Origin of the sequence: Streptomyces sp. NPDC046805 (assembly GCF_040645355.1) — a bacterium.
In the GTDB taxonomy this organism is placed as follows: Bacteria; Actinomycetota; Actinomycetes; order Streptomycetales; family Streptomycetaceae; genus Streptomyces.
Genome location: NZ_JBEYYC010000016.1, coordinates 50,425 through 65,283 on the forward strand (window position 1 = coordinate 50,425; position 14,859 = coordinate 65,283).

Below are 14,859 nucleotides of genomic sequence, written 5' to 3' on the forward strand. Positions count from 1 at the left end.
ACCCGCCCGGAGGGAACGCACCCATGAGCACGCCCCTGAAGGAATCAGTCGGCCGGTACGGCATCTGGAACGTCGGACTCCGCTCGGAGGACCCGGCCCTACGCCCCGAGATCGCCGAGGCCGCCGCCGAGCTGGAGCAACTCGGTTACGGCGCCGTCTGGTTGGGTGGCAGCAGCGCCCCGCGTCACGCCGTACCGCTGCTCGACGCCACCTCGCGGCTGGCGGTCGGCACGAGCATCCAGAGCATCTGGCAGTACGACGCCGACGCGAGCGCGGCCGGCTTCACCGAGGTGGAGTCGGCCCACCCCGGCCGCTTCGTGCTCGGTCTCGGCGTGAGCCACGCCAAGCGCGCGGAGCAGTACCGCCGCCCGTACTCGGCGATGGTCTCCTACCTCGACGGGCTGGACGCGGCCGGGGTCCCGGCCGGACGCCGGGTCCTGGCGGCCCTCGGCCCGAAGACGCTGCAGCTGTCGGCCGACCGGGCGGCGGGCGCGATCCCCTACCTGGTCACGCCCGAGCACACAGCCCAGGCCCGCGAGATCCTGGGCGAAGCCCCGCTGCTGGCCCCGGAGTTCGGGGTCGTCCTGGAGACCGACCCGACCCGCGCCCGGGCCCTGGCCCGCGAGCACCTCGCCATGTACCTCACCCTCCCCAACTACACCAACAACTTCGCGCGCCTCGGCTTCACCGAGGACGACCTGGCCGACGGAGGCAGCGACCGCCTGATCGACGCCCTGTACGCCTGGGGCGACGAGGACCGCATCCGCACCCGGGTCAACGCCTTCTTCGACGCGGGCGCGGACCACGTGGCGCTCCAGGTGGCGGACGGCGGCCCGAGGGAGGCGCTCCCGCGGGAGGCCTGGCGGAGGCTCGCCGACATCCTGATCTGACGGGACTCGGGAGGGGGCTCAGGCGTCCGTGAACTCCTGGCGCTGGCGCCCGAGCCCCTCCACCTCCAGCTCGACGACGTCCCCGGCCCTCAGGTAGGGCTTGGGCTCGGGCCGCCCCATCGCAACTCCGGCCGGCGTACCGGTGTTGATGACGTCACCGGGGTGCAGGGTCATGAACCGGCTGACGTACCGCACGACTTCACCCACGGGAAATATCTGCTCGGCGGTGGTGCCGTCCTGCTTGAGCTCCCCGTTGACCCAGAGCCTGAGCGACAGCGTCTGCGGATCCGGCACCTCGTCGGCCGTCACGAGCCACGGCCCGAGCGGATTGAACGTCTCGCAGTTCTTGCCCTTGTCCCAGGTCCCGCCCCGCTCGATCTGGAACTCCCGCTCGGACACGTCGTGCCCCACCGCGTACCCCGCGACATGCGCGAGCGCCTCCTCGTCCGACTCCAGGTAGCGCGCCGTACGCCCGATGACGACGGCCAGTTCCACCTCCCAGTCGGTCTTGACCGACCCGCGCGGCACGAGCACGCTGTCGTACGGCCCGACGACGGTGTCCGCGGCCTTGAGGAAGACGACCGGCTCGGCAGGCGGCTCGGCCCCGGTCTCCCGGGCGTGATCGTGGTAGTTGAGCCCGATGCACACGACCTTCCCGATCCGCCCGACCGGCGCCCCGACCCGCATCTCGCCCGCGCCGTCCAGCACGGGCAACTCCCCCGCCTCGGCGGCGTTCCGGATCCGCGCGAGCGCGGCGTCGTCGGCGAGCAGCGCCCCGTCGATGTCGTCCACGACCCCCGACAGATCCCGCAGAATCCCCTCGGCATCGAGCAAAGCGGGCCGCTCCGCCCCCGCCACACCGACTCGCATCAGCTTCATGGTCACCGTCTCCCTGGATCGCGTACGCCCACACCCGACCGGCCGACGGAGGCGGTAGGCGGCAGCCGTCGCCACCCCTCGCCGTCCATCGGCGGACTGACCGATCCCACAAGGTGCGGGGGCGGTGCGCAATACCCGGTTCACGGACTGGACGGCACCGGACCGGACGGTCCCGCCTGCGCGTCACACGTGTTCGGTCTCGAGGGGCTCCAGCAACCGCCGGGGCTCAAGGAGCGCCCGGCTGACCGGATCGGCCGGGTCGGGGTCGAGTCCGGGCCCCGGCTCCATGAGGACGTCCTCCACCGGTACGACGGTCCCGCAGGCGCGGCATTCGCCGTACGGCCCGAGTTCGGTACCGCAGTCCGCGTGCCGGAAGTAGCGCAGCTGCGTCTCGCCGTACTGCTCGCGCCTCCACAGCCCGAGCGCGCGCAGCGTCGGCCAGAGGGCGATGCCCCGCGCGGTCGGGACGTACTCGTCCCTCGGCGGCGACTGCTGGTACCGGCGCTTCTCCAGGATTCCTTCGGCCGTGAGGGTCCGGAGGCGGGCGGCCAGGACGGCGCGCGGAATGCCGAGGTGGACGAGGAAGTCGTTGTAGCGGCGGATGCCGTAGAGGGCGTCGCGGACGACGAGGAGCGTCCAGCGCTCGCCGACGATCTCCAGCGCGCGTGCGATCGAGCACTCCTGCGTCGCGTAGTCCTTGCCCAGTGCCATGACGTCCACCTTAGCCACTTTCCGACATTCAGGTTCAGTGACCGAACCGACCGTGCTACGGTGCCGATATGCCTAGGTTCAATGAACGAACCCTGACGGACGCCCATGCACCCGGCGGCGCCCCACGCACGGCACCCCGCACAGAAGCGCCCCCGCACCCACGGGTCACGCTCGCCCTGACCAGCGCCGCGACGGCGGTGGCCCTGATGACGTACACGGCCCCGATGGTCACGCTGCCCGACACCGCGGCGGCCCTGCACACCCCCCTCTCCGCCCAGGCCTGGCTCCTGAACGGCACCCCGCTGGGCCTGGCCGCCCTGCTCCTGGTGGCCGGCAGCCTGGCCGACGACTACGGCCGCCGCCGCATCTTCCTCTCCGGCACGCTGGCGCTCGGGGTGACGACGGCACTGGGCGCCCTGGCCACGTCCACCTGGGCCTTCACCCTGGCCCGTATCGCCCAGGGCGCCGCGAGCGCGGCGATCCTGGCGAGCAGCCTGGGCCTGCTGGTGACGGCGTTCCCGACCCCGCGGGGCCGCCTGCACGCGACGGGCGTCTGGGGCGCCTTCGTGAGCGGCGGCATCGCGACCGGCCCCCTGGTCGCCGGGGCGATGCCCAACTGGCGCTGGGCGTACGGCGTCCTGGGCGCGACGGCACTGGTGGTGGCCGGACTGGGGCTGGGCAGGCTCCCGGAGTCCCGCTCACCGAGGGGCCGCCGTCCGGACGTAGCCGGGGCAATGACGTTCGGTCTCGCACTGGTGGCACTGGTCGCCGCGCTGACACTGGGCCGGGACGGCTGGCTGCGGGCGCCCGTTGGGTTGTTGCTGGCGGCGTCGACGGCACTGATCGGAATCTTCACGGCCATCGAGCGCCGGGCGGCCGCCCCGATGATCGACCTGAGCCTGCTGCGCAGCCCCCGCTTCCTGGCCTCCGCCTCCGGCGGCCTCTTCACGGGCCTGGCGGTGATCGGCCTGTTCAGCTTCCTGCCGGCGCTGTTGCAGCGGAGGCTGGGCCTGTCGGCCATGGACACGGCCTGGCTGTTCCTGCTCTGGTCGGGACTGTCCTTCACGGTGGCCTTGCAGGCCAAGCGGCTGGCGGGAAGGGTGGCGCCGCGCAAGCAGTTGGCGACGGGCTTCCTGCTGCACGCCATAGGCGCACTGACGATGCTGGGCGCGATGGACGCCGGTTCATGGACCCGGCTGCTGCCGGGCCTGGTGCTCGGCGGAACGGGCAGCGGCCTGCTGAACGCGGCACTCCCCTTGCTGGCGGTGGAATCGGTACCGACCGCGCGGGCGGCGATGGGCTCGGGGGCACAGCAGACGTTCAGGTACATCGGCTCGTGCGCGGGGGTTGCACTGACGATCGCGCTCGCGACATCCTCCGGCGGGGGTCTGGCGCGGGGCGCGGACGTGGCGATGGTGGTGTCGGCGGGGTTGGCCGTGGTGGGGGCGGGATGTGTGGTCGGCCTGCGGGAGCGAGGGTGACCACGGGACTGCCCTGCCCGCAAGGCATCAACCGGGAGAACGGCCGAGCACCGTCGGACCGGAGGCTCCCTCTCCTTTGTCACCGCACGGCAGTACGGTGTCCCCCATGCGCCCCGACACGCCTGCCGAGAACGTCGACCACACCTCCGAAGCGGCACGCCTGGAGCGGACCGCCGGCCTGCACCCCGAGGACGCCGAGGCCCTGCTCCTGCAGGCCGCGGCCCACCTGGAGCTCTCCGGCGACCGCCCCGCCGCGACCGCGCTCTACGACCGCCTGATCTCCTCCACCCAGGAACTGGAGAACCCCCACCTGGTACGCGCCCTCAAGGCCTCCAACCTCTGGGAGTACGGCCACGAGGCGGAGGCGAGGGCCATCATCGGCGGAGTCCGCACCGCGGCACCCCGCGACCCGGCCCCCTGGGTGATCGTGGCGGAGTCCCTGGAGTCCCACGACGAGCTGGAGGCGGCGCAGGACACGTTCACGGAAGGCGCCCGCCTGCTCCTGACGGACGCGCCGGAACCCCCGCACTCCACACACGCACTGCTCTTCGGCCGCCACCGGGTCCGCAGGATGCTGGGCCTGCCCCACGACGACTGGGACACCCTGGCCGATACCCTCCACTCCTCGTCCGTCTCCCTGGACGAACTCCACGACCCGAAGCGCGTGTGGTCCCTCGGCTCGGACAACCCGGCGGAACTGGAGGCGGAGATCTCCCGCCTACGCGCAGAACTGGACACGTACCGCGAAGCCCTGTCCCGCCCCTTCCCGGTAGCGGTCCTGCACTGGCCGGCGGCCGAGTTGGAGGAACTGGTGGCGGCGTACCCCTCCCTCGCCGCCGAGTACCCGACCCGGGCGGAGCACCTCGCGACGATAGAGGCGTCGCTGCGCGAGCTGGCATCGTCCGGCACGGCCAACCTGGGAATCGTCGCGGGCACGGTGCCGTCGTACGAGGCGTTCGCCGCATCGGAGGCCTCGTCTCCGGCCGACGTGGCCTTGCTGCCGCAGTATGCGACGACGCTCGCGGCTCGGGGGCGGGCTGTGGAGTGGCCGCCGCAGCGGGGGGCTATCTGCTGGTGTGGTGGTGGGCGGGGTTACGGGGAGTGTCACGGCGTCTGACATCGGCGGAGCCGGTCCACTCCGAGATCGCTGTATGCCGAACAGACCTCCGTTGTCAGTGACTGCTGTTAGAACTGATCCATCCATAGATGGGGCGGGTTGAAGGAGCGGTCTTGGTGGAGTCGGGGGGCCTGTCGGAGCCGGTCGCGGGCGTGTACGAGCAGCTCATCACCGAGGGACTGCACCATCGGATAGAGGGCCTCGAAGCCGCGGGCTGGAAGGCGATCGACGACGAAGTCAGCGCGGAGTCCACGCCGCATGTACTGGCCCGTCACGTGGCCGAGGCGGTGCGGCGCCGGCTGAGCGGGCTGCCGCACAAGGACCAGGTGGCCGCGGCCAACCGGATCATGCGGTCGCTGGCCGCCGGCGCACCCGACGGGGAGCCGGGCGAAGCCGACGGCGCCATCGCCGACGGCCCCCGGCAACTCCTCGCTCTCGCCGAGCAGGAAGCACCCGGCGTCTACGCCATCCGCCCCCTGACCCCACTTTCCGAGACCGCGCTCATCACCAACGCGCCGGACGATCCCAACCTGGGCGCCGAGTTGCGCGCGGAACTCGCCACGGCCGACCGCATCGATCTGCTCTGCGCGTTCGTCAAGTGGCAGGGCATACGGGTGCTTGAGGACGCGCTGCGTGCGGCGAGGAAACGCGGCGTCACCATCCGGGTCATCACGACCACCTACATCGGCGCAACCGATCGATTCGCGTTGGATCGCCTGGTGCGCGAGTTCGGTGCCGAGGTCAAGGTCAACTACGAGATCCGGACGACTCGTCTGCACGCCAAGGCCTGGCTGTTCCGCCGCAACACCAAGTTCGACACGGCGTACGTGGGCAGCTCCAATCTGTCGAGGGCCGCGCTGCTCGACGGCCTGGAGTGGAACGTACGGCTGTCCTCGGTCGCCACTCCCCGAGTCCTCAAGAAGTTCGAGGCGACCTTCGACGCCTACTGGGACGATGCGGCATTCGAAACGTACGACCCCGATCGGGACGGGAAGCGGCTCGCCGAAGCGTTGGCCCTGGCGGGCGGAAGCGGCAAGGGTCCGGGCGACGAGCTCACGATCAACGTCTCCGGACTCGAGGTACGACCGTTCCCGCACCAGCGCGACATGCTGGAACGCCTCCGCGTCGAACGGGAGATCCGCGGCCACCACGAGAACCTCCTGGTGGCGGCGACCGGTACCGGCAAGACCGTCATGGCGGCCCTGGACTACCGCCGCCTGCGCGATCAGCGGGGCGGCGAGCTGCCTCGGCTGCTTTTCGTGGCTCATCGCAAGGAGATCCTGAAGCAGTCGCTGCGCACCTATCGCGAGGTGCTCGCCGACGGCTCATTCGGTGAACTGCTCTTCAACGGGCAGGAACCCCGCGAATGGACGCATGTGTTCGCCAGCGTCCAGTCCCTCAATCTCCAGCGGTTGGAACAGCTCGATCCCGGCCACTTCGACGTCATCGTCATCGACGAGTTCCACCACGCCACGGCGAACACCTACCGCCGCGTCCTCAGGCACTTCACCCCGACCGAACTCCTCGGCCTCACCGCGACACCGGAGCGGATGGACGGTCTCTCCGTGCAGGAGGAGTTCTTCGAAGGTCGGATCGCCGCCGAGATGCGCCTGTGGGAAGCGCTCGAGAACGATCTCCTGTGCCCCTTCCACTACTTCGGCGTGCCGGATGGAACGGACCTGTCCCAGCTCGACTGGCGAGCCGGTTCCTACGACAGGGACCAGCTCGGCAACCTCTACACGGCCAGCAACGCACGGGCTCTCATCGTCATCAACCAGGTTCGGGCCAAGATCGCCGATCCATCGGCCATGCGCGCCCTGGGCTTCTGCATCTCCAGGGCGCACGCGCACTTCATGGCCGACTGCTTCAACAAAGCGGGCCTCCGAGCCGCCGCGCTCGACAGCAGGTCGACGGCCGAGGAACGCGAGCGCACGCTGAACGACCTCAAGAACGGCAAGATCCAAGTCATCTTCTCCGTCGACCTGTTCAACGAGGGCCTGGACATCCCCGACGTCGACACGCTGCTTCTCCTGCGCCCGACGAACAGCGCGACCGTCTTCCTCCAGCAGTTGGGGCGTGGGCTACGCCGTACCCCGAACAAGCCAGTGCTGACCGTGCTCGACTTCATCGGCCAGCATCGGGCCGAGTTCCGGTTCGAGGCGCAGTTCCGCGCTCTGACCAACCTCTCCCGCAATCGCTTGGTCGACAGTATCGAGCGCGACTTCCCACACCTTCCCTCCGGCTGCCAGATCATCCTGGAGGGCAAGTCCAAAGACCTCGTCCTCGACAACATCCGTACGCAGCTCAACGCCACCGTCAACACACTGGCGAAGGAAGTCAGGGACTTCAGCACTCTCAAGCTCGCCTCCTACCTGCACGAAAGCCGGCGGGAGATCAACGAGCTCTACAGGAGCTCGAATTCCTGGACCAAGGTCCTCCGCAAGGCCGGCGTCATCACGGAGCCCGCGCTACTGGGCGAGGAGGAACTCCTCAAGCGCGTACACGCCTTCCTGCATGTGGACGACCCCGAGCGGGCCCGCAAGTATCTGCGTCTCCTCGCGGACGACGCCCCCGACTACGAGACGCTTTCCGCGACGGAGCAGACGTACGCCCGCATGCTGTTCTTCAACCTGTGGGACAGGGCGGGCGGCTTCTCCGGCTACGGGGAGGGCCTGGCATCCCTGCGCGCCCAGCGGTTGGTGCGGGACGAGCTGCGACAGGTCCTGTCGTACGTCCTCGATCGGACCGACCACTTCCCGATCTCCCTGAACGGCCCGCTCACCCACATCCCGCTGAAGATCCACAGCTCGTACAACCGCTCCGAAATCCTCGCAGCCCTCGGGGTGGCCCGCCTGGGTGGTCAGATGCCCGGCGTCTTCGCCCAAGGAGTCACCTGGGTCGAGGACATCAAGACCGACGCCCTCTTCATCACCGCGGAGAAGAACGAACGGGACTTCTCCCCCAACGTCCGCTACAAGGACTACGCACTCAGCCCCACACGCTTCCACTGGGAGTCCCAGAACAGCACGTCCGAGAAATCCCCGACGGGCCTGCGCTACCGGCACCACACCAAACAGCACAGCCACGTCCTGCTGTTCCTGCGCCGCTACAAGGAGAACAGCATCGGCAAGTCCGAGCCCTGGATGCTGCTCGGCCCGGCTCGCTATGTGAAGCACAGCGGCAGCAAGCCGATGGCGATCACCTGGGACCTGGAGCATGAGCTGCCCGCGGATGTGTGGTCGTACTCGGCCATCGCCTCGGTGTGAAAGGTCCCGGACGTACGTCAGGCAAGGAGTTCCCGAGCAGGCGCGGAGGCGGCCTCCCAGGCCATGCGGGCATAGTCTCCTTCGACCTCCTCATACGGGGCCAGAAGACGAAGCGGCGCCATCCCCAGCTCACGCGATCTGCATCTCGAACCGTGTTTGAGCACGGTCCAGGGCCTCGTCCGCGTCGCAGCCGTGCGCTCGGAGCCAGTGGAGAAAGTCCGTGATGACGTCGACCACTGCTTCCTGGGCCATTGACGCACTCAGCTTGCTCAAGCCCGGCTCGTGAGTTCGCCGTGCCGCCGTGTAGAGACCGAGCAGTGCTTCGGCGCGCGTGACGCCGACGCCATCGACGTGACCGTTCGACGAGGTGAGTCCCGTCGTCAGCTCGCACCAGGTCACCTTTCGCTCAGGATGGAGTTGGACGCCCCATCGGTCGGCGAGCGCATCCATGAGTGCCAAGCCCCGACCGGTCTCGCCATCAGGGACTGCGTCCATGAGCGTGGGCAATGCCCGCGTGTCAGGGTCGTGCACCTCGATGCGAAGACGGGTGCCACTCATGGAGACCGCCAGTGTGGCCAGGGTGCCGCGACCGACGTGGTTGATCACGTTGGACACCAGCTCGCTGACACAGAGTTGGGCCTCGTCGGCGATGTGGTGCAGGCCCCAGATCCCGAGGTGCAGTCGCATGGTGCGGCGCAGGACAGCCACTTCTGCGGGTTCGGCGGTGAAGGCGAGGTTCCACGGCTTTCTCGGCATGCAGGTTTCCTCGATCACGAACACCCCTCTCGTCGCCTGTTGCGCCATAGGTGCGGCGGTGCGTTACAGGCGCTCACCATGAGTTGCGATGAGGACCAGAGTGGCGCGAGCCCATCCCGACATGCAATGTGCACGGCGGGATTCCCACTTCCGAGTGATTGGCAAGTACAGACCTTGGCGCAAGACTGAACACCCGCTATTCGGAAGAGGGTTGAGATGGCCGGATCTCCCACGGCGCGCCGCCGTCGCCTCTCGATCGAGCTGAAGAAGCTCCGTGAGAAGAGCGCGCTCACCTGTGCCCAGGTCGGCGAAGCGCTGGACTGGAGCGGATCCAAAGTGAACCGCATGGAGACGGGGAGCGGCAGGGTCCAGCCGTCCGACATCGACGCCCTGTGCCGGTTCTATGACACGAGCGACGAGCTTCGCGACTTTCTCAAGTCACTGGCCCGGCAGGCCAAGACACGCGGCTGGTGGCAAGTGCACGGCGCCGGCATCCCCGAGTGGTTCAACATCTACATCGGCCTGGAGCAGGATGCCGCCACCTTGCGCCAGTACCAGTGCGAACTGATCCCTGGACTCATGCAGACCAGGGCTTACGCCACCGAGCTCCACAGGGCCGGCTCGCACATGGCCGCCGAGGACATCGACAGGGCCGTACAGGTACGCATGGAGCGCCAAGCCATGCTGACGCGCCCTGACGCGCCCGACGCCTGGTTCATCGTGAACGAAGGCGCCCTTCGCAATGTGATCGGGGACCGTGCCGTGATGCGAGAGCAACTGGAACGCGTCCTGGACATCACCGAGTTGCCGACGCTGACCCTGCAGGTCCTCCCCTTCGATTCAGGCACCTATCCCGCCACCGGGACGTTCACCATGCTCGGCTTCCCCGCTCCGGAAGACCCTGACCTGGTGTACCGGGATGGCATCACCGATGCCGTGCACCTGGAAGGCGAGCATCATGTTCGCGAGTACACAAGGGCATTCGACGGCCTGAGGGCCGCGGCCCTGAGTCCTCAACGTTCCACGCGGCTGGTCGAGTCGGTGTTGAAGGAGAACGCACGGTGAGCAACCCAAGCTCAAGAGGTGCCCACGGCCTGGTGTGGGTTACGTCCTCGTACAGCAACGGTGCCGGAGGGGAATGCGTCGAGTGTGCGATGGGCGACGACGGCACGTTGATACGCGACTCCAAGCGCCCGGAAGGGGCAGTGGTCGCCGTCAACGGCAACGCCTGGCACTCCTTCATACAGGCATTGAAAGGCCAGCTTGAAGCCTCATGCACGGCATGACCGCATGTAGGACACTCACCGTAGGGCAAAGGACATCGAGGAGCACGATCGTGAGCGCACAGCACTCGGAAGCACCGGTTCATACATCGTTGCCACTGAAGACCATCGGCGACATTCGGGCCGCCCTACACTCCGGGCACGGCTTCCCCGGTGACCGGGAGTCCTTCGAAGCGGATCTTCAGCATGCACTGGAGACGTCATCGGAGACGGACCTGAACGCGGTGGCTACGGTGATCGTCGACTACCGCGGCAGGATCCGTCTCTACCAGGACCCGGACTTCGACATCGCAGTGCAGGAAGGCATCGACCTCGCGGCCCGTCTGAAGCAGGGGCCCCAAGACCGATGAGCGGCGTGATCGCGGCCGTAACGACGCGAGCCGCCGAGCGGGCGAAGGAGCTCGGGGCCGAGTAGGCCCTGGAGGCGCTGCGACAGGATCTGGAGCAGGTACCTCGACTCGGCGTGCTGCTCGGGCCACTGCGTCGGGACAGCACCGAGGTCCGCAAAACGAAGATCGAACCCCGAGGCAATGTGCCAGGGCTCGCGGTGGCGTACGTATACACGCCGTCGCCCCCGCCCCCGACGGTGGCTATCGTCGCGGTGACACCGGACGACGGGGTTTCCTCCGAGTAGTCACTCGGTGCGCCCAGGATCTGTCGGGTTCATCGGCAATCAGTAGTCGGTGAGAGAGCGGTAGGTTGGCCTCCCATGGAACTTTGGGGAGCGCGCCTGTACGGGAACCCTTGCCGGGACTGCGGGTTCGACTGGTCACTGACCACGCGTGAAGCCATGGAACAGGTGGAGGACCTGCCCACAGACTACGCGGCTCTGGTGAAGGGGCGCCTGGGCAATGAGCGGCATCCGGAGCTGACCTGGAACGTGGCGGCCTACGTCAGCCACGTCACGGACAACCTGCGCAACTGGGCGGAGCGCCTGGCCGGTGCACGGCTATCGGGCACACGCCAGGTTCCCGGGTATAACCCAGACCTTCTGGCGCAGGCCAGCTCCTACAACGAGGTATCCCTGGCGGGCGCCTTGTGGTCGCTCCAGCTAGCAGCCGACGCCTGGGTGGACTCAGTGTCCGCCGCACTGGAGGACAACGTGGTTCTTGAGCATGCCGGTCGTGGCATCCAGCGGGCCGAGGACGTGGTGCGCAACAACGCCCACGACGCCGCACATCACGCCTGGGACATCGAGCGGATCTTGACCCACGCCGATCAGTCAGCCGCAGGCTGAGGCGCAGCAGCTGTCCTTCAGGTCGGGAACTCACCTACCAGCCAACGCGTTTGAAGGAGTATCCACCAGCTCACAGTCGCCTCCCGCGTGCTGTGGGTCCGCCAGGGAGACGAGAAGGGGTTCGGCATATGGACGACATCTTCGGGGAGATCATCGAGGAGATCGCGGAGGAGACGGCCGAAGAGGTCGGCGGCGAGGTCCTCGAAGACGTTGTGGAGGACCTCTTCGGCTGACAAGGCGTCCCCGGACCGGGCCGTAGCGCATGCCTCACCGTGATCTTGTGCGCCAAGCCTTCGGCACGGTACAGTCGATCTTGAGCGCGGCACCCAAGTCCGGGTGAAACGCGATGCGTCGGTGGTCCAAGGAAAGACGCCCCGCTTCCTGCGGGGAAATGCAGGTGCAAGGCCTGCCCGGCGCTCTGAGAGGAACCCGTCCCTGGTCTGCCAGGGGCGGGTTTCTTTGTGTGTGCGGTTCGGGGCGACGTCTGTTACCCGTAACCACCGCCTCGCGTCCGGCTATTTGCGCAGGCACATCACATAGCTCGGACCGGCGGGGTCACGCTCCAGCGCTTCCGGTGTCCAGGCGGATTCGGCCACGGCTGCGGCGAGTTCATTCGGTGCCGCCAGCCAGTAGTCGAACCACGACGTTGCCGTCGCGCCGTCCCGCACGCGGAGGCGCAGTTGGCCTCGTGCGCGTCCGCGACTGAGGTTCCAGGCGTGGTAGTCAGCATGGGCTGTGCCGCCGTCGCCCGGGTCGGTGCCGGTGCCGATCAGCCGTGTGCCTGGGCGGGCCACCGCGGCGAGGGCGGCCAGGACCTGCGGCGCCTGGTCGGGGCCGGCCAGCAGGCCGAGGTTGTTGCCGAAGAGAACGATGGTGTCGAACTCCCCCAGCCCTTCGGGTAGGCATGGCACCGAGCCGACCAGCGCCTCGACCCCACGTTCGCGTGTGATGCGCACTGCTTCGGGGGACGCGTCCACTCCCACCACCTCGTGTCCACGGGCCAGCCAGGGGACCGCGTGGCGGCCACCGCCGCACCCCACGTCCAGGATCCGGCCCGTGGCCTGCTCCCACGCCCATCGATCCAGTGCCGTCCATTGCTCCGGCTCGCGGAAATACCGAGAGGCGTCATGGGCCGCGATCAGGCCGTCGTCGCGCTCGATCACCTCCACCGCTGACCACGGCGCGGTGCCGGCCTCCCAGCAGCGGGCCAGAATGCGGCCGAAGGCATCGTCGATCCGCGGTTGTTTCGGATCCAGATCCATGAGAGCAACCGTGTCACCAGTGCACCGCGACCCGCATGCGAATTACCGCGCCGGGTGGCCCGCCGCCCCCGGCTGAGCAGACGGGCGAGGACGGCGGGCGACCGCGGTCAGTAATTCCAGCGGTTGACGCTGCCCTCGTCCCGGCAGTAGATCAGCCGGCCGTTCCCGGCGTGCGTGGAGCTGCCCACATCGCTCGCGCGGCAGAACTGGCCCGCGTTGTAGCAGTTGCCCGCGTTGGAGACGATCTCGCAGGTCGTGCTCGTACTGGCGCTACCGCTGCTGCCGGACCCGCTCGCCGAGGTTGACGACGTCGACGACGACGTCGACGAGCCGCTGTCGCTCGCGGCCGGCGGGGTGTAGTTCGGGTCGTTGGTCTTGTCCTTGTAGGTGCCCTTCTGAGACGGGCAGGCTTCCTCGGTCAGCCACAGCGTCACCTTCGCGTCGTCGGTGACTCGCGTTCCGGGCTGCGGGGACTGGAAGCACACCTTCCAGGCGTCGTAGTCGCCGTCGGTGGCGTTGCCGACGTCGACCTCCTCGTCCTTGTAGGAGGCCTTGAGGGCGATGTCGCCGTGGGTCAACTTGCCGATGTTCTTGGCGGCATGGGCGTAGGTGCTCCCCACCACGGTCGGCATGGTCGGCCACGTGATCGGCTTGCCGTCCGTCTTGGGGCACGGTGCGTCGTGGGGCACCGCGGCGTAGTCGACGGTGTCGTACGTGACCTTCTCGAAGCACACGCCCCAGTCGTCGCCCGGGGTGGCGTCCTTCTCGCTCGCGTCGTGCGCGGAGACCTTGTAGCCGTGCTTCTTCGCGACGGTGGTCGCCGCGCCGAGCGCCTTGCTCACCTGGCTGGTCATCGGCTCGGGCGCGACCGTGACCGTCGCGGTGACGGTCACGGTGGGCGCGGGCTTCGCCTTCGCGGCCGGCTTGCCGTCACCGCCTGCGCTGCCGCATCCCGTGCCGAGGGCGAATATGAGCGCGCCGATGCCGAGGCGCTTGATCCACTTCTTCTCGCCCGAGGTGAGCGGGCGCGGGGGCTGCTGCGGGGGCCTTCCTCCGGGGCGCGAGGAGGCGGTGTTACGCGGGTTCACTTGAGTGGGTCGGCCTTTCACATCTGGCACGTCCGGCTGCCAGCGCATGGCGCAGAGCGCATGCCGGACTCGTACGGCGTTGCGAGGTGAGAGTGGGCCCCGCCGTACGGATGGCGGGGCCTCGGTCAGCGGGCGGTTCGCCCGGTCAGGACACGTCGGTGCGGATCGGGTCGCCGAACAGGTCCTCGGTGAACGTCACGTACTTCGGCGTGAAGCGGCCCTTGCCGGTGACGGTTCCGGAGATGTTCTCGCCGGGGGCCAGGTCCGCCGTGGCGATCTGCTTGTCGTCGACGCCCAGTTCGGCCGTGTGCTTCGTGCCGTCGGTGTCGGTGATGGCGAAGTACAGCGGGTTGACGCTGACCTTCTTGCGGCTGTTGTTCGTGATCGTGAGCGCGACGCTGGTGTAGTTGCCGCTGTCGGCCAGGATGGTCTTCGAGAACGCCGTCTTCTTCGCCGTGATCCGCACCGGCGCCGCCTTCGCGGCCGGCTCGGACCGGTCGGACGTGTCGCTCTTCTTGGCGGTGCCGTTCTTCGCCGACGCCGCGGCGGTCGGGGCCGCGCCCTTCGGCGCGCTTCCCTTGTCGTCGTACTTGCCGTCGCCTCCGGACATCACCGCGCCCATGACGGCGAGCAGCACGAAGAGGGCCACGACGCCCAGGCAGCCGAATCCCACGATCTTGCCCGCGCCGGACTTCTTCGGCGGCTGAGGCTGCACACCCCAGCCCTGCTGCGGACTACCCCAACCGGGTTGCGGCTGTCCGGGCTGCTGAGGCGGCGGCGGATACTGCGGCTGGCTCTGGCTCATGGTCCCCCCTGGGATTGCTTATGCGCCTTGCGCGTGTGTGACTTGTGAAGGAATCGCGAGGTTGCCTCGATTCAGGGAAAGTGA

General features: G+C 68.5%; 14 protein-coding genes. 8 read left to right on the plus strand and 6 right to left on the minus strand.

Translation table 11 applies throughout. The annotated features are described in order from the left end of the window. Nucleotides 1-23 precede the first annotated feature (23 nt). Nucleotides 24-890, plus strand: a complete 867-nt coding sequence (locus ABZ910_RS18900) for an LLM class F420-dependent oxidoreductase (protein WP_361365994.1) — start codon at nucleotides 24-26, stop codon at nucleotides 888-890. Nucleotides 891-908: 18 nt separating this feature from the next. Here the strand turns inward: ABZ910_RS18900 and ABZ910_RS18905 are convergent, their stop codons facing one another. Further along, nucleotides 909-1,769: a fumarylacetoacetate hydrolase family protein gene (locus ABZ910_RS18905; RefSeq protein WP_361365997.1), complete on the minus strand. Its 861-nt coding sequence runs from the start codon at nucleotides 1,767-1,769 to the stop codon at nucleotides 909-911. Between the two features lie 183 nt (nucleotides 1,770-1,952). After that, on the minus strand, nucleotides 1,953-2,480 hold the full coding sequence (locus ABZ910_RS18910; RefSeq protein ID WP_361366000.1) for a helix-turn-helix domain-containing protein: 528 nt from the start codon (nucleotides 2,478-2,480) through the stop codon (nucleotides 1,953-1,955). Between the two features lie 68 nt (nucleotides 2,481-2,548). Between ABZ910_RS18910 and ABZ910_RS18915 the strand changes: the two genes are divergently transcribed. From ABZ910_RS18915 to ABZ910_RS18925, 3 genes are all read left to right on the plus strand, one after another. Next, nucleotides 2,549-3,961 carry an MFS transporter gene (locus tag ABZ910_RS18915; RefSeq protein ID WP_361366003.1) on the plus strand — a complete coding sequence of 471 codons (1,413 nt, stop codon included), beginning with the start codon at nucleotides 2,549-2,551 and terminating at the stop codon, nucleotides 3,959-3,961. A gap of 106 nt (nucleotides 3,962-4,067) precedes the next feature. Beyond that, nucleotides 4,068-5,078 carry an SEC-C domain-containing protein gene (locus ABZ910_RS18920; protein WP_361366006.1) on the plus strand — a complete coding sequence of 337 codons (1,011 nt, stop codon included), beginning with the start codon at nucleotides 4,068-4,070 and terminating at the stop codon, nucleotides 5,076-5,078. Between the two features lie 89 nt (nucleotides 5,079-5,167). Beyond that, nucleotides 5,168-8,344 carry a DUF3427 domain-containing protein gene (locus ABZ910_RS18925; protein ID WP_361366009.1) on the plus strand — a complete coding sequence of 1,059 codons (3,177 nt, stop codon included), beginning with the start codon at nucleotides 5,168-5,170 and terminating at the stop codon, nucleotides 8,342-8,344. A gap of 129 nt (nucleotides 8,345-8,473) precedes the next feature. On the opposite strand, the gene ABZ910_RS18930 is transcribed toward ABZ910_RS18925, so the two are convergent. Beyond that, nucleotides 8,474-9,118, minus strand: coding sequence for an ATP-binding protein (locus tag ABZ910_RS18930; protein ID WP_361366011.1), 645 nt, complete (start codon nucleotides 9,116-9,118; stop codon nucleotides 8,474-8,476). 198 nt (nucleotides 9,119-9,316) lie between these two features. Between ABZ910_RS18930 and ABZ910_RS18935 the strand changes: the two genes are divergently transcribed. The 4 genes from ABZ910_RS18935 (at nucleotide 9,317) to ABZ910_RS18950 (ending at nucleotide 11,620) form a co-directional block, all read left to right on the plus strand. After that, entirely contained in the window at nucleotides 9,317-10,165 is an 849-nt protein-coding gene (locus ABZ910_RS18935) for a helix-turn-helix transcriptional regulator (protein WP_361366014.1), read from the plus strand. Then, nucleotides 10,162-10,386, plus strand: a complete 225-nt coding sequence (locus tag ABZ910_RS18940) for a DUF397 domain-containing protein (RefSeq protein WP_361366017.1) — start codon at nucleotides 10,162-10,164, stop codon at nucleotides 10,384-10,386. The genes ABZ910_RS18935 and ABZ910_RS18940 overlap by 4 nt, the downstream gene beginning before the upstream one ends. Nucleotides 10,387-10,436: 50 nt before the next feature. Then, on the plus strand, nucleotides 10,437-10,733 hold the full coding sequence (locus ABZ910_RS18945; protein ID WP_361366020.1) for a DUF6247 family protein: 297 nt from the start codon (nucleotides 10,437-10,439) through the stop codon (nucleotides 10,731-10,733). Nucleotides 10,734-11,173: 440 nt separating this feature from the next. Further along, a complete protein-coding gene (locus tag ABZ910_RS18950) occupies nucleotides 11,174-11,620 on the plus strand; it encodes a DinB family protein (RefSeq protein WP_361366023.1) in 447 nt (148 codons plus the stop codon). A 515-nt stretch (nucleotides 11,621-12,135) separates the two neighbouring features. Here the strand turns inward: ABZ910_RS18950 and ABZ910_RS18955 are convergent. The 3 genes from ABZ910_RS18955 to ABZ910_RS18965 form a co-directional block, all read right to left on the minus strand. Beyond that, nucleotides 12,136-12,882: a class I SAM-dependent methyltransferase gene (locus ABZ910_RS18955; RefSeq protein WP_361366026.1), complete on the minus strand. Its 747-nt coding sequence runs from the start codon at nucleotides 12,880-12,882 to the stop codon at nucleotides 12,136-12,138. A 107-nt stretch (nucleotides 12,883-12,989) separates the two neighbouring features. Beyond that, entirely contained in the window at nucleotides 12,990-13,970 is a 981-nt protein-coding gene (locus ABZ910_RS18960) for a PASTA domain-containing protein (RefSeq protein WP_361366029.1), read from the minus strand. A 145-nt stretch (nucleotides 13,971-14,115) separates the two neighbouring features. Next, nucleotides 14,116-14,775 (minus strand): DUF4352 domain-containing protein, encoded by a 660-nt coding sequence (locus ABZ910_RS18965; protein ID WP_361366032.1) that lies wholly within the window; start codon nucleotides 14,773-14,775, stop codon nucleotides 14,116-14,118. Between the last annotated feature and the right edge of the window lie 84 nt (nucleotides 14,776-14,859).